At 69.8% G+C, this 13,780-nt stretch carries 11 protein-coding genes and 1 pseudogene; 7 read left to right on the forward strand and 5 right to left on the reverse strand.

Annotated elements, in window-relative coordinates:
• Positions 1-1,004: 1,004 nt before the first annotated feature.
• Together AC2CHE_RS12805 and AC2CHE_RS12810 are read right to left on the reverse strand one after the other, a co-directional pair.
• The gene (locus AC2CHE_RS12805) at positions 1,005-1,532 is read right to left on the reverse strand and encodes a hypothetical protein (protein WP_484505127.1); all 528 of its coding nucleotides are present in this window, start codon (positions 1,530-1,532) and stop codon (positions 1,005-1,007) included.
• Between the two features lie 133 nt (positions 1,533-1,665).
• On the reverse strand, positions 1,666-1,878 hold the full coding sequence (locus AC2CHE_RS12810) for an acyl-CoA carboxylase subunit epsilon (protein ID WP_484505128.1): 213 nt from the start codon (positions 1,876-1,878) through the stop codon (positions 1,666-1,668).
• Positions 1,879-1,970: 92 nt separating this feature from the next.
• On the opposite strand from AC2CHE_RS12810, the pseudogene AC2CHE_RS12815 reads away from it, so the two are divergent.
• The 3 genes and pseudogenes from AC2CHE_RS12815 to AC2CHE_RS12825 form a co-directional block, all read left to right on the forward strand.
• Positions 1,971-3,389, forward strand: a pseudogene (locus tag AC2CHE_RS12815) (serine/threonine-protein kinase); the annotation flags it as partial.
• A gap of 1,207 nt (positions 3,390-4,596) precedes the next feature.
• Entirely contained in the window at positions 4,597-4,833 is a 237-nt protein-coding gene (locus tag AC2CHE_RS12820; RefSeq protein WP_484505129.1) for a hypothetical protein, read from the forward strand.
• Positions 4,834-5,124: 291 nt separating this feature from the next.
• Entirely contained in the window at positions 5,125-5,874 is a 750-nt protein-coding gene (locus tag AC2CHE_RS12825) for a M50 family metallopeptidase (protein WP_484505130.1), read from the forward strand.
• A gap of 123 nt (positions 5,875-5,997) precedes the next feature.
• Here the strand turns inward: AC2CHE_RS12825 and AC2CHE_RS12830 are convergent, their stop codons facing one another.
• Complete coding sequence (locus AC2CHE_RS12830) at positions 5,998-7,581, reverse strand: acyl-CoA carboxylase subunit beta (RefSeq protein ID WP_484505131.1); 1,584 nt, start codon at positions 7,579-7,581, stop codon at positions 5,998-6,000.
• A gap of 75 nt (positions 7,582-7,656) precedes the next feature.
• Between AC2CHE_RS12830 and AC2CHE_RS12835 the strand changes: the two genes are divergently transcribed.
• Positions 7,657-8,532 carry a biotin--[acetyl-CoA-carboxylase] ligase gene (locus AC2CHE_RS12835; RefSeq protein WP_484505132.1) on the forward strand — a complete coding sequence of 292 codons (876 nt, stop codon included), beginning with the start codon at positions 7,657-7,659 and terminating at the stop codon, positions 8,530-8,532.
• A 187-nt stretch (positions 8,533-8,719) separates the two neighbouring features.
• Entirely contained in the window at positions 8,720-9,277 is a 558-nt protein-coding gene (locus AC2CHE_RS12840) for a PH domain-containing protein (RefSeq protein WP_484505133.1), read from the forward strand.
• Positions 9,278-9,321: 44 nt separating this feature from the next.
• Here the strand turns inward: AC2CHE_RS12840 and AC2CHE_RS12845 are convergent, their stop codons facing one another.
• Positions 9,322-10,023, reverse strand: a complete 702-nt coding sequence (locus AC2CHE_RS12845; RefSeq protein ID WP_484505134.1) for a GtrA family protein — start codon at positions 10,021-10,023, stop codon at positions 9,322-9,324.
• Positions 10,024-10,086: 63 nt separating this feature from the next.
• The gene (locus AC2CHE_RS12850; RefSeq protein ID WP_484505135.1) at positions 10,087-10,614 is read right to left on the reverse strand and encodes a GtrA family protein; all 528 of its coding nucleotides are present in this window, start codon (positions 10,612-10,614) and stop codon (positions 10,087-10,089) included.
• Between the two features lie 416 nt (positions 10,615-11,030).
• Here AC2CHE_RS12850 and AC2CHE_RS12855 point away from each other — a divergent pair, with 416 nt between their 5' ends.
• Positions 11,031-12,881, forward strand: a complete 1,851-nt coding sequence (locus AC2CHE_RS12855; RefSeq protein ID WP_484505136.1) for a phosphoenolpyruvate carboxykinase (GTP) — start codon at positions 11,031-11,033, stop codon at positions 12,879-12,881.
• 31 nt (positions 12,882-12,912) lie between these two features.
• A complete protein-coding gene (locus tag AC2CHE_RS12860; RefSeq protein WP_484505137.1) occupies positions 12,913-13,761 on the forward strand; it encodes a hypothetical protein in 849 nt (282 codons plus the stop codon).
• Positions 13,762-13,780: the final 19 nt, after the last annotated feature.

A 13,780-nucleotide genomic window follows, 5' to 3' on the forward strand; every position in this document is an offset into this window, starting at 1 on the left:
CGGATGCCCACTACCCATGGCGGGCGGACCGCCGATTAGGCCGCCGGTTGGTGACGAACGTGTCGAGTTGGATCCACCAGCGCTTGGTGGCTGCCTATCAAAAGGGATTCGATTATTTTGGCGATTTCCCAGAGGGTGTCCGCCGGTGCCTGAAAAGGGCGTCGGATGAGGATTGGCGCCGGGTGCGAGGGTCGGCGGTTCAGTAGTCGGATTGGTAACTGGTGAGTAACTTGATGAGGTCGTAGCTGGGACTGTCGAACCCAAAATGGGGCCCAGGGTGTCGGTTGTTCTAGTTCTGGGAGGAGAGGGTGAACGGAACCGAGTTATGGCAGGTGATGCTGCTTCGGTCGGCGGTATTGGAACGATCGGAGGAATGAGGGGAGACAGGGTGCCCGTCGCATACACATCAGGATCGCTCGTCTGGATGTTGGCCCGAGGGGTGGGGGGTGGTTGGCGGAGTTGGGTTTGGGCTTGTTGGAGTTCGGTGCTGAGGCCGTACATTATGTTGCGGGCTTGTACGTTCAGTTTTTCCAGATCGGATTCGGTCACCGGTGGCTGGATGGCTCGGCTGGCGGCGGCGGCTTTCGGGTCGGCGGCGGTTTGTTCCCAGGATCGCTTCTGTTGCAGCTTGTCGGCGTATTCTTCGTAAAGTTTTTCTAGTGTGCTTCGGCTGCTGGTGAGGGCCTGGGTGGCGGCGGACAGCGCGGTCTGGTTGGTGGTGGCGGCGTCGTGGGTGCGTTGGACCTGGTTGATCAGCTCGTCGAGTTTGGCGAGGTAGGCGTGGGAGGCGGCGTTGGTCTCGGGCGGCCACGCCTGGGCTAGGCGTTCGCGGTAGGTCCTCAGTCTTGCGAGATGTTGGCCCGCCAGCTCGGCGATTTTGCGCCAGCCCGCGACGTGTCGCCAGTGGTTGTCGGTGTGGTGGTCCTGGAGGCAGGCCCACATGTCGGCCACGTTCATGAGCTGCCACTCCGTCAGGCCGCCGCTGCGGCCGACGCCCGGTTCCCTCACGGCGCCATCACCGAGCCAGTGTTGTCGGTGCCGGTCGGGTCGCCGAGCGATGGCGACGCCACGGCAGCCGATGGTGACGCCACGGTAGCCGGTGGCTGCGGGACGGTTTGTCCGCGCGTCTCGTTGATGTCCGGTGCGGGCGGCACACCGTGCTGCCCGAGTGCCCGGTGGACGTCGGCGACCCGGGCGGCGGAGAAGGCGTCGGTGTCGGCGTACTGCTCGGCCACGAGCTTGGCGGCCGCCGCGAGGTGGCCGGTGGCGTCACCGACGCCCCAGACCGCGTTGGTCGTGGCCTGTTGCGTTTCCCAGTGGGTACGCATGAAGTGCACCAGCTCGATGAACGCGTCTGCCGGGTTGGGCACGGTGGTGAGCATGTCGTCTGCGATGTGTCGCAGATGCGGTGCGTAACTGCCTTCCACCTCGGCGCGGAGCTGCTCGGCGAAGTCTCGTAGCTGACGGATGTCGGCCTCGACGCCTGCGGAACCGCGTAGCCAGGACGCTTGTCGATCCTCCTCAGGGATCATCGGCCCTCCCAATCTGTCACGGGCTCGCTCCCCTGAGTGAGGTTAGACGGTGGACGCCCCCTCCGGCAGCCCCACCGTGTCCGGCAGCCCGGCAGCCCCGCCGTGTCCGGCAGCGCTGCCGCCCACCAGAGGTTCAGCGGGGCAGGCCGGAGGTGCGCCACGCGCCGGCGCCGGCCGTCAGCGCCGCACCCGTCGGACGGCCGCTGCGCGCCCAGACCGACGCCGGGTCCGGCGCGGGCCGGGTCGCCGGGCGGGACCGCACGGCGATCACGCCCACCAACGCGGCCAGTTCCTCGGCGGTCGGCACGCCGCGCACCACCCGGAACAACGGCTCTTCGGCAGACATAACCTCAGGGTACGCGGGTCAGAGGCCGACCTTCGTCGCACAGTGGCGTGCCGGCGGTGTGACCGTCTGCGCTGCCGGGTACCGTCTCAGCGATGTCAGAAGCTGCCCCCCAACTCGTCGCCGACCGGTACCGGCTGCTCTCGCCGCTCGGTCAGGGTGGCATGGGTCGGGTATGGAGGGCGCGCGACGAGGTGCTGCACCGCGACGTCGCGATCAAGGAGCTGGTTCCGCCGCCGGGCCTGACCAGCGACGAGCGTCGCGAGATGCGCGAGCGGTCGCTGCGCGAGGCACGCGCCATCGCCCGGCTCAACAACATCAACGTGGTACGCATCTTCGACGTGCTCCGCACCGACGGTGACCCGTGGATCGTCATGGAGTACGTGGCGTCGCGGTCGTTGCAGGACACCCTCGCCGAGGACGGGCCGGTGACTCCGGCGCGTGCGGTGGAGATCGGTCTGGGCGTGCTGAACGCCCTGAGGGCCGCGCACAAGGCCGGCATCATGCACCGCGACGTGAAGCCCGGCAACGTGTTGCTCGGCACCGACGGCCGGGTGGTGCTCACCGACTTCGGCCTGGCCACGATCCCCGGCGACCCGAACGTCACCCGTACCGGCATGGTGCTCGGCTCGCCCGCGTACATCGCGCCGGAGCGTGCCCGGGACGGCACCTTCGGCCCGGAGGCCGACCTGTGGTCGCTCGGTGCCACCCTGTACGCCGCCGTGGAGGGCAAGTCCCCCTTCGCGCGCCCCTCGGCGATCAGCACCCTGGCCGCGCTGGCCACCGAGCCGTTACCGCCGGCCCGCAACGCCGGGCCGCTCAAGCAGGTGCTCGCCGGGCTGCTGCGCAAGGACCCGCAGGAGCGGATCACCGCCGAGTCGGCCGAGCGCATGCTGCGCCGGGCCAGCGGCCGCCGGGCCCGGGGCATCTCACTGCTCGGCGGCGTACGCCGGCCCGGGCCGAACGGCCCGCGCGAGCCGCGCCCGCCGTTGGTGCCGGCACCGCGGCCCTCCGGTGAACGGCCGTCCACCCCCGTCACCCCGCCCGCGCCCCGCACGCCACCCACGTCAGGGCTACTGGCCGGCGGTGTTGCGGCTGCTGGTGCCACAGCGGACCGTTCCACAGGTGATCAGCCCGGCTCGGACGCCGACCCGACGCCGAAGGTCGACCAGCCGGACGGCCGCGCCGATGCCGATCCGACGGCCAAGGTCTCGCCGACCAGCCCACCGGAAGCAGGGCGGGCCGAGGCCGGTCCGGACAACTCGGAGCAGGAAACGCCCCGGGTCGATTCGCCGACGGTCGATCGGGATGCCGCCCTGGCTGCGGCTGCCGGCACCGCCTCGACCGCCGCCGCAGCAGCGGGAGCGTCGTCAAATGACACCGCCGCCACGGGAGCTGCGGCAGCCGGAGCGCCGGGGGATGGCACCGCCGCCACGGCAGCCGACGCCTCCGGAGACGACACTGGTGACGGGCAGCCCGCGTCCCTGAACGAGCAGGCCGAATCGGGTACCGCCGCCGTCGACCGGGCCGGCTCGGACCCGACGGATCGGGCGCGTGCCGGTGCCGACGCGACGTCGGACCGGACGGACGACGGCGGGGCGGCCGGCGAGGCCCATCCGGCGGAGGGTGTGCCGGCGGGTCAAGCCGCACCGGCAGGGCAGGATGCCACGAAGGTCGAGGCGGCCGGAAGCGCGGCCACGGTGGGCGACGCAACCTCGGGCGGGCCGAGCAGGACGGAGGCCGCTGCGCACGACAGCGGGACCGCTGCCGGCGCAGTCGGACCGGGCGGTCGGAGTGCGGGTGGTGACGGTGCCGATCGCGATCAGCGCGACGGTACGCAGCAGTCGACCTCGGTCATGGCGGCGGCACCGGTCAGCCCGGCCCCGGGACGTGGCAATGTCTTCAAGGCCGGGCAGTTCCGTTCGGAGCGGACCCGGCGGGCGGTGCTCGTCGGCGCCGTGGTGGCGCTGCTGCTGCTCGGCGTGGTGGTGGCGGTGCCGCTGCTCAACAGGGGCGACGAGGACGGCGGGACTCCGCCGGCCGCGGGCGGCACCAGCAGCGCACCCCCGTCAGCGGGCTCGGAGCCGGCCGCCCCAGCACCGAGTGACCCGCCGGCCAGCCCGTCGGCGTCACCCAGCCCGTCGGCGTCGCCCAGCCCGTCGGCCTCGCCCAGCCAGTCGGCCTCGCCCAGCCCTTCGAAAACTGCCGGTGGCCTGCCGGAAGGTTGGACGCTGCGGACCGACCCGGTGGGCTTCAAGGTTCCGATCCCCGACGGCTGGCGACGCAGCACCAGCGGCACGTCGGTCATCTACCGGGAGCCGGACGGGGTACGGGAACTGCTCATCGACCGCACCGACACGCCGGAGCCGGACGCCGAGGCCGACTGGCGGTCGAAAGAGCCGTATCGGAAGAACTACGTCCGCGATTACAAGTACATCGACATCTCCTCGTTCGAGTGCAAGTGGCGGACCTGCGCCGACTGGGACTGGCTGGAGACCCGCGACGGCACCCGGATCCGGGTCCGTAACCGGGCCTTCGTCCCCGCCAGCAACCGGGGCTTCGCGTTGCGCTGGGAAGTGGCGAACCGCGATTGGGACGAGCAGCTGAAGAACTTTGAGATGATCTTCCGCGAGTTCGTGCCGGACCGGCAGGACTGATCGACAGGCATGGCCCTCCGCCGTTCGGGGTATCTGATCTCCGACGACGGAAGGGAGTCCCGAGATGGGTTACCGAGGAAGGGATGCCCGGCCCCGGCTGGCACTGTGGACGGCCGTGGTGCTGGGCAACGTCGTACTGCTGGTCGCCACCGTCGGAGTCGCGGTGCTGGCGACCATGCTGAGTCTGGTGACGTTCGCCGGTGCCGCGTTCGCCGGCTGGCACCTCACCCGCCGGGGCAGTGTGTCCCGTAGCGCGGGAATCGGCGTGCCGGTCGCGATGACCGCGCGGCGTCGGGCCTGAGCCACTAGCCGAAGCCGAAGCCGAAGCCGCGCAGCGCGACGACGACAGTGGTGGACGGCGCGACGGCAGGCTGACGTCCGCTCCGAGCGAAGGACGTCGGCCCGCCGCCGCGGCGTACGTCAGGTGTTGTTGGCCAGCGCGATCAGCCGGCTGCGGTCGCCGTTCCAGTAGTTGCGGTCGACGCCGCCGCTGATGCCGGACGCTCGTCCAGTCGATGGTGCCCTGGTAACCCGAGACGTCGATGCCCGGCTCGGCGCTGGTGGCGGAACGTGAGCGGTAGGCTCCCGCCTCATGGTGTCGATCGAGGGCATGGCCGACTTCTGGGACCGCCTTTTCGGCGCGCAGCCGGATCCGCCGCCGCTGCTGGTGGTGCTCACCGGGCTGGTCGCGCTGCTCGTCGTGGTCGCCCGGCTGCCGTGGCGGATCGCCCGCAACGCGATCACCATCGCCCACGAGGGCGGCCACGCGCTGGTCGCCGTACTCACCGGACGCAAGCTGCACGGCATCCGGTTGCACTCGGACACCTCCGGCCTGACGTTGTCCGCCGGCCGTCCCACCGGCCCGGGCATGGTGCTCACGCTGCTCGCCGGATACCTGGCCCCGCCCCTGGTGGGCCTGGGCGGGGCGTGGCTTCTCGCCGGCAACCGGATCACCCTGCTGCTGTGGATCGCGGTGCTCCTGCTGCTCGCCATGCTGGTGATGATCCGCAATCTCTACGGCGCGTTGACGTTGGTGGTCACCGGCGGGGCGGTGCTCGCCGTCTCCTGGTACGCCAGCCCGCAGGTCCAGGCGGCCTTCGCGTGGACCGGGGTGTGGTTCCTGCTGCTCGGTGGCGTACGCCCGGTGGTGGAGTTGCAGCGGATGCGTGCGCGGCGCGGCATGCCCGCCTCCGACGCGGACCAGCTGGCCGGGATCACCCCGCTGCCGGCGTTCTTCTGGGTGGTCCTGTTCGGTCTGGCCAACCTCGCCGTACTGGTGACCGGCGGCCTGATGCTGGCCGGCCCGCTGCTCGCCGAGGCCGGCCTGGTCACGTCCCGCTGACCGGTCACGGCAGTACCACCAGGCCATGAACGCCACCGAAAGCCCCTTCATGTAGATCTTGGTACGAAAACGCCCTCGGAGGGGCGCTTTCGTACCAAGATCTGGTGGCAGCAAGGTGTGCGACTACAGCGGGATGTTGCCGTGCTTCTTGGGCGGCAGGGTCTCCCGTTTGGTACGCAGCACCCGCAGCGCCCGGACGAGCTGAGCACGGGTCTCGTGCGGCAGGATCACCGCGTCGACGTACCCGCGCTCGGCGGCCACGTACGGGTTGGCCAGGGTGTCCTCGTACTCGGCGATCCGGTCGGCGCGGACGGCGGCCGGATCGTCGGCGGCAGCCAGCTCCTGCCGGTAGAGGATGTTCACCGCACCCTGCGCGCCCATCACCGCGATCTGGGCGGTCGGCCAGGCGAAGTTGAGGTCGGCCCCCAGGTGCTTGGAGCCCATCACGTCGTACGCCCCGCCGTACGCCTTGCGGGTGATGACGGTGACCTTCGGGACGGTGGCCTCGGCGTACGCGTAGATGAGCTTCGCGCCCCGGCGGATGATGCCGTCCCACTCCTGGCCGGTGCCGGGCAGGAAGCCGGGAACGTCCACGAAGGTGAGTACCGGAATGTTGAAGGCGTCACAGGTGCGGACGAAGCGGGCCGCCTTCTCGCTCGCCGCGATGTCCAGGGTGCCGGCGAAGTGCATCGGCTGGTTGGCCACCACGCCGACCGGCCGACCCTCGACCCGACCGAAGCCGACCACCATGTTCTGCGCGTAGAGCGGCTGGACCTCCAGGAACTCTCCGTCGTCGAGCACGTGCTCGATCACCCGGTGCATGTCGTACGGCTGGTTGGCCGAGTCGGGGATCAGCGTGTCCAGTTCCCGGTCCGCGTCGTTGATCTCCAGGTCGGCCGGCGCCTCGAAGACCGGTGGCTCGTCCAGGTTGTTCGAGGGCAGGTGGGACAGCAGCGCCTTGACGTAGTCGATCGCGTCGGCCTCGTCGGTGGCGAGGTAGTGCGCGTTTCCGCTGCGGCTGTTGTGGGTGCGACCGCCGCCCAGTTCCTCCATGCCGACGTCCTCGCCGGTGACGGTCTTGATGACGTCCGGTCCGGTGATGAACATGTGTGAGGTTTGGTCGACCATCACGGTGAAGTCGGTGACCGCGGGGGAGTAGACCGCGCCTCCGGCGCACGGGCCCATGATGAGCGAGATCTGCGGGATGACGCCGCTGGCCCGGACGTTGCGGAAGAAGATCTCGCCGTAGAGGCCGAGCGAGGCCACGCCCTCCTGGATTCGGGCGCCGCCGGAGTCGTTGATGCCGATGACCGGGCAGCCGATCTTCATGGCCAGGTCCATCACCTTGACCATCTTCTCGCCGAAGACCTCGCCGAGGGAACCGCCGAAGACGGTGAAGTCCTGGGCGAAGACGCACACCTGCCGGCCGTCGACGGTGCCGTAACCGGTGATCACGCCGTCGCCGTACGGGCGGGTCCGGTCCAGCCCGAAGTTGGTGGACCGGTGCCGGGCGAACTCGTCCAACTCGACGAACGACCCCTCGTCGAGCAGCAGTTCGATGCGTTCGCGGGCGGTCTTCTTGCCGCGCGCGTGCTGCTTCTCCACGGCGCGCGCCGACCCGGCGTGCACCGCCTCGTCGACCCGTCTCGCCAGATCCGCCAGCTTGCCCGCGGTGCTGTGGACGTTGGTCCCGGTCTCGGTAGTCACCCTGGGAATATAACGACGGTTCAGGTCGCCGCCGCTGTGCACTCCGACTCACCGGGCTACCCGTAGGCTGGTGGCGTGCCGGGTTCTCCGTACACCGATCTGGATCGTCCGCCGCTGTCGGCGGCCCGGCTGCGTCGGGCGTTGGTCGCGCCGAACGGTCCGTGGTCCCGGCTGGAGTTGCGGACGGAGACCGGGTCCACCAACGCCGACGTCGCCGAGGCGGCGCGGGCCGGGGAGCCGGAGGGCCTGGTCGTGGTGGCCGAGCGGCAGACCGCCGGCCGGGGCAGACGCGGACGGGTCTGGCAGTCGCCGCCGCGCGCCGGCATCGCCACCAGCATGCTGCTGCGGCCCGGCGAGGCGGTGCCGGCCCGTGGCTGGTCGCCGGCACCACCGGCGGGGTACGGCTGGCTGCCGTTGCTGGCCGGTGTGGCGCTGGTCGAGGCGGTGGCGTTGCTGGCCGAGCTGGAGGCCACTCTGAAGTGGCCGAACGACCTGCTCATCGGGGGTGCCAAGTGCGCCGGGATCCTCGCCGAGGGGGTGCCCGGGCCGGGGCTGAGCGACCCGCCTGCGGTCGTTGTCGGTATCGGGGTGAACGTGACGCTGCGCGCCGACGAACTGCCCGAGCATTCGACCGGTCTGCCGGCCACCTCGCTGCAACTGGTCGGCGCGGCCGCCACCGACCGGGATCCGCTGCTACGGGCCCTGCTCCGCTCGGTCGCCGACTGGTACGCCCGATGGCGTGACGCCGGTGGGGACGCGGCCGCCAGCGGTCTGCGCGAGGCATACCTGGCGGCGTGCGGCACCATCGGCCGCGAGGTCCGCGCCCTGCTTCCCGACGGCACCTCCCTCACCGGCACCGCCACCGGCGTCGACCCCACAGGTCAACTCCTCCTCTCCACCCCCACCGGCCAACGCCCCCTAGCCGCCGCCGACCTCCACCACCTCCGCTGACTCCCACCCCTGATTAGTTGATCATGAAGTTGTTGTCGAGTGGATCGCGCCTGGGCGACAACGACTTCATGATCGGCGGGGCGCGGTGCGGGGCGGGGTAGGGGTAGGGGTACGAGCCGCGTGGCGGATGCGGGGCGGTGGGAGTGGGGGTTACGGTCTGGGCGTCCGTTTCGGCGAGGAGGGTTCCGTGGCGTTTCCCGAGGACGTGCTCAGTGAGGATGAGCACGTCGTGCTGCACCTGCATCCGCACTGGAAGGGGCTGATCCGGCCGGTGGCAGTGCTGGTGCTCGCCGTTGCCGCGGTGGTGGCCGGCGTGCTGTTCCTGCCGTCGGGCGGGGGCGGTTCCGTGACGCTTGCGGTGATCGGCGGGCTGGCCCTGCTGGCCGTGCTGGTGCTGGCGGTGTGGCCGTACGTCTCCTGGCGCAGCACGCACTACCTCTTCACCAACGAACGGGTCGTGCTCCAGCACGGCGTGTTCGCCCGGGAGCGCCGGGACATCCCACTGAGTCGGGTCAACGACCACTCGATGAGCCAGCAGTTCGCCGGACGGGTGCTGGGCTACGGCACCCTCACCATCGAGTCGGCCGGCGAGCGTGGGCAGTCCGTGCTGCACCACGTGCCCAACGTCGACCGGGTCCAGACGAAGCTCTACGAACTCGTGGAGGCGTTCCACGACCGGCACTCGCTCGGCGACGGTGAACTGCGCGAGATACTCGGCGAGCGGGACAAGAGCTCCGGAGCGTAACCGCCGGCCCGATCCGGCACGGCCCGGCCCGTAGGGCGATCGGTTCAGCGGCGACGAGGACGGCGGGGAGCCGGGGCGGGCTGCAACTGGGCGGCCAACTCGGCCTCCAGTTCGGCGTTCAGTCGGGCCTCGTCGGGCAGCGGCGCGGGCCTCGGCTGGAGCGGTCGGGGGGTCACGTCAGGTTGGGCGGCGGGCTGCTCCTCCTCCAGTTCCGTCACCGACTCGGCGAGTTCGGCCACCGGGTCCATCCCGGCCATCGTGTCCCACTCGTCGCGGGGCAGGCCGTGCCACCGTTGCGTGGTTTCGACCGGCGTGGCGGGCTGGAAGACGAACGTCCGGTACGACCAGAAGCGGAACAGCGTCGCCAGCACCACGCCGCCGGTCTTCGCGATGTTCAGCGCGAGCAACCCGGTCACGCCCAGCCCGTACTTGGCGGCGGCGAGCACACCGAGTTCGATCAGCAGGCCGGCTCCGTTGAATAGGAAGAACAGGGCGTATTCCCGCTGCATCGCCGATTTTGGTCGATCACGGTACGTCCAGTGCCGATTCATCAGATACGACGTGATCGTGGCGACGATGGTGGCGACGACTGTCGCTTTCAGTTGACCATCGACGAAAACCGTGAGCGCGAGTGCGTTGAACACGGCGTAATTGATGACCGTGTTGATGCCGCCGACCAGGCCGAATTTGAGTGCCTCGTGGATGAACTTCTGCCAGCGCTCAGGTAGCAGACGGACGAGAGGCATGCGCAACACCTTAGGGCAGTGGGTCGGGGTCGGCTGGCTCCGACCGAACGAGTGGGCGGCAGGTCACGCCCGGCGGTCCTGGTTCGCTTCCGCGACGGGTGGCGTTCCCGCTTCGACGAAGACGAACCGTCGGTACGACCAGAATCGGAACAGCGTGCCGAACCCGGTGCCCACGATGAAGCTGGCGATGTTGTCGGCCAGCCGGGTCTGGAAGACGGACGGCCAGATGCTGCCGAGCCCGTAGTGGCTGATGGCGAGGCAGGCCACCGCGATGCCCAGCCCCACGGTGTTGAAGAAGAAGAACAGGGCGTACTCCCGGGCCGGGTGGGAGCGCTTGCGGTGCCGCCAGGTCCAGAACCGGTTGCCCAGGAAGGCAAAGGTCGCGGCGATGACCGTGGCGATCGTCTTGGCGGTGATCTGCTCCACGCCCTGCGGGCCGATCAAATAGTTGAACAGGGCGAAGTCGATGAGGAAGGCGATCCCGCCGACGGTCGCGAACTTGCCCATCTCCCGGACGAGGTGACCGAAACGGTCGATCAGGGAGTGAACCAGACCCGGGCGGGTCTGCCGGGAGCCTGGCTCCCCGGTCATCGTGGCGGCCACCGTGCGAGCGTACCGGTTGGCGGCCTCGGGAGCGGGTAGCAACGGGCACCAGGGTGCACCGGCACCGCGCACGGACGCGCACGAACGGAGGGTAACCGGATCCGTGCGATCAGGTGTTGTTCGCCGCTTCGGCGCTGCCGGTTGGAAAACGCCGCTGCGGGTGCCGTCAGCAGGAGGTCCACCGAAGGATTTGCGTGAAACTGCGCGTGAAAGCGGGTAAAGGCTCGTGATACCGCAGCATGACCGCACCTTGTGCAGTTCTTCACAACCAGTCCCACTGACTGAAGAGGTCCCTCGGTTTACGCTGAGGCCAATCCCAGGTTTCCACGGAGGCGACGCGCATCGCGGCGCCGAGACTCGTGCACTCCATAGACCGGTCAGCGTCGACCACAAGGAGATGTGTCATGGTTGCTCCGGCTACCGTTCGGGGTATCGATCAGGCCCCTACGTCCCACCCGAAACTCCTCGCCTGGGTCCGTGAGGTCGCTGAACTGACCACCCCTGACCAGGTCGTCTGGGTGGACGGGTCCGACCAGGAATGGCGTCGCCTCACCGACGAGCTGGTCGAAGCCGGCACGCTCATCCGACTGAACCCCGAGAAGAGGCCCAACTCCTTCTACGCGCGTACCGACCCGACGGACGTCGCCCGGGTCGAGGAGCGCACCTTCATCTGTTCCGTGGACGAAGCGGACGCCGGGCCCACCAACAACTGGATGGCGCCGGCCGAGATGAAGCGGACCATGACGGAGCTCTACCGCGGCTCGATGCGCGGCCGGACGATGTACGTCATCCCGTTCTGCATGGGCCCGGTCGAGGCCGAGAACCCGATGTTCGGGGTCGAGATCACCGACAGCCCGTACGTGGTCGCCTCGATGCGGATCATGACTCGGATGGGCAGGTCCGTCCTACAGGCCATGGGCGACGACGCCGACTTCGTGCACGCCCTGCACTCGATCGGCGCGCCGCTGGCCCCCGGTCAGCAGGACGTGGCCTGGCCGTGCAACGACACCAAGTACATCTCCCAATTCCCGGAGACCCGCGAGATCTGGTCCTACGGCTCCGGCTACGGCGGCAACTCGCTGCTCGGCAAGAAGTGCTACTCGCTGCGTATCGCCAGCGTGATGGGGCGCGACGAGGGCTGGCTCGCCGAACACATGCTGATCCTGAAGATCACCTCGCCGGAGGGGCGGGTCTACCACATCGCCGGTGCCTTCCCGTCGGCCTGCGGCAAGACCAACCTGGCCATGCTGGAGCCGACCATTCCCGGTTGGAAGGTCGAGACGATCGGCGACGACATCGCCTGGATGCGGTTCGGCCCGGACGGGCGGCTCTACGCGATCAACCCGGAGTACGGCCTGTTCGGCGTCGCCCCGGGCACCGACTGGAAGACCAACGCCAACGCCATGCGTACGTTGGACCGGGGCAACTCCATCTTCACCAACGTCGCCCTCACCGACGACGGTGACATCTGGTGGGAGGGCATGGGCGAGCCGCCGGCCCATCTGATCGACTGGAAGGGCAACGACTGGACGCCGGAGAGCGAGAACCTCTCCTCGCACGCGAACAGCCGGTTCTGCACCCCGATCACCCAGTGCCCGATCCTGGCCGAGGACTACTACGACCCGAACGGCGTACCGATCGACGCGATCCTGTTCGGTGGCCGGCGGCGCGACACCGTACCGCTTGTCACCGAGGCCCGGGACTGGGTGCACGGCGTCTACCTGGGCGCCACGCTCTCCTCGGAGACCACGGCCGCCGCCTCCGGCGCGGTAGGTGTGGTCCGCCGCGATCCGATGGCGATGCTGCCGTTCATCGGTTACCACGGTGGCGACTACTTCCGGCACTGGATCGAGATGGGCAAGGGCGCCGACGGCGACGAGTCGAAGCTGCCCAAGGTCTACTACGTCAACTGGTTCCGCAAGGACCCGGAGGGCGGTTTCCTCTGGCCGGGCTTCGGCGAGAACTCGCGGGTGCTCAAGTGGGTCGTCGAGCGGATCGAGGGCCGGGCGGAGGCCGTGGAGACCCCGATCGGCATGGTGCCGACCCTGGAATCACTGGACGTCGACGGGTTGGACATGACGCCGGAGGACGTGCGTATCGCGCTGAAGGTGGACCCGGACGAGTGGCGCAACGAGCTGCCGCTGGTCACCGAGTGGTTCGAGAAGTTCGGCGACAAGCTGCCCGGTGTCCTCTGGGCCGAGCTGGACGCGCTGCGGGCCCGACTCGACGCGGAGCAGCCACAGCAGGGGGTGTGATCGACGACGGATCCGGGCATCATCTGATCCCATGAGGACGGCCGCCGAGACCGAGGTCCGGCGGCCGTCCGCCGTCCGGGCCCTGACCGCACTGTTGGCGGTGACGGCTGCGGCCACCGTCGTGGTCGAGGTGCTCAACTGGTGGTACGCGCCGGAGCAGGGCTTCGGACTCGCCGTACGCACCGGCTGGGCGATGCTGCGCTCGTTCGGCTTCCTGTTGCTCATCGGGCATGTGCGGCGCGGCCGGACAGTGGCCCGCCCGTTCGGCCTGATCCTCGCCGTCACCACGGTCTTCGCGGTCGGGCGGCTGATCGTGCCCCGCCAGGGCGTACCGCCGCTGCCCGGTCTGCTCGGTTTCGCTCTGCTCACCGCGCTCTGCGCGACAGTGGTCTGGCTGCTGTACCGGTCACCGGCGCTCGCCGAGCACCTGGTGCGGCACCGACCCCGGCTGGTGATCGACCGCGCCGGCATCTCCTGGCGGGAGACGCCACCGCGCCGCCCGGAGGCGAGCGCCTGGCTGCTGACCGCCCGGGTGGCGGCGTTCACCTACAGCCCGCTGATGCTGGTGCCGGCCCTGGTCGCCACGGCCGCGATCCTGGACGGCCGACTGCTCGCCGTGCCCGCCGTGCTGCTCTGGCTGGCGGCCGGCATCGCGACCAGCTATCTGGTGCTCTTCTGCACGGCGTTCCTGCTACGTGGCCGGCGCTGGGCGGGCACCCTGCTCGTCGTCGTCACGGTCGCCGTGCTCGCCGTCGACCTTCCGTTGTGCTGGTGGCTGCTCGGTGTCGACGGTCTGATACGCGACGGCGCACCCCTGGTCGTCGCCGCCGGACTCACCGTCTACGGCATCCACCGCGCCACCCACCCCACCCCCACCTGATCCCCCCCCGGCCCCACCC

The organism is Micromonospora sp. ATLC16 (genome assembly GCF_057196645.1).

Coding starts and splice junctions, on each gene's coding strand:
- AC2CHE_RS12825 (WP_484505130.1), top strand. CDS start 5,125: ATGGTGTCGATCGAGGGCATGGCCGACTTCTGGGACCGCCTTTTCGGC.
- AC2CHE_RS12845 (WP_484505134.1), bottom strand. CDS start 10,023: ATGCCTCTCGTCCGTCTGCTACCTGAGCGCTGGCAGAAGTTCATCCAC.
- AC2CHE_RS12805 (WP_484505127.1), bottom strand. CDS start 1,532: ATGATCCCTGAGGAGGATCGACAAGCGTCCTGGCTACGCGGTTCCGCA.
- AC2CHE_RS12820 (WP_484505129.1), top strand. CDS start 4,597: ATGGGTTACCGAGGAAGGGATGCCCGGCCCCGGCTGGCACTGTGGACG.
- AC2CHE_RS12855 (WP_484505136.1), top strand. CDS start 11,031: ATGGTTGCTCCGGCTACCGTTCGGGGTATCGATCAGGCCCCTACGTCC.
- AC2CHE_RS12860 (WP_484505137.1), top strand. CDS start 12,913: ATGAGGACGGCCGCCGAGACCGAGGTCCGGCGGCCGTCCGCCGTCCGG.
- AC2CHE_RS12810 (WP_484505128.1), bottom strand. CDS start 1,878: ATGTCTGCCGAAGAGCCGTTGTTCCGGGTGGTGCGCGGCGTGCCGACC.
- AC2CHE_RS12850 (WP_484505135.1), bottom strand. CDS start 10,614: ATGACCGGGGAGCCAGGCTCCCGGCAGACCCGCCCGGGTCTGGTTCAC.